Source organism: Rhodococcus sp. LB1 (assembly GCF_001583455.1).
GTDB lineage: Bacteria > Actinomycetota > Actinomycetes > Mycobacteriales > Mycobacteriaceae > Rhodococcus_F > Rhodococcus_F opacus.
Genome location: NZ_LTCZ01000096.1, coordinates 1 through 350, shown reverse-complemented (window position 1 = coordinate 350; position 350 = coordinate 1). Strand labels below are relative to the sequence as shown.

Below are 350 nucleotides of genomic sequence, written 5' to 3'. Positions count from 1 at the left end.
CGGACGTTGATGAAGTTGAATCAGCGGGAAGGGTTCGACTGTCCGGGGTGTGCGTGGCCGGAGACCCCGGGGCACCGCAAGCATGCGGAGTTCTGTGAGAACGGGGCGAAGGCGGTGGCGGAGGAGGCCACCACCCGCACCGTCGGCCCGGAGTTCTTCGCCGAGCATTCGGTGGCGGATCTGCTGGGGCGTACCGAGTTCTGGTTGGGGCAGCAGGGCCGGTTGACGCATCCGATGGTGTTGCTGCCGGGGGCCACGCATTACGAGCCGATCGGCTGGGATGCGGCGTTCGCGATGATCGCCGGCGAGTTGCGGGCGCTGGGGTCGCCGCACGAGGCGGTGTTCTACAC

At 68.0% G+C, this 350-nt stretch carries 1 pseudogene; it reads left to right on the top strand.

Annotated features, from left to right (window positions below):
• Positions 1 to 350, top strand: a pseudogene (locus tag AZG88_RS15980) (hypothetical protein); the annotation flags it as partial.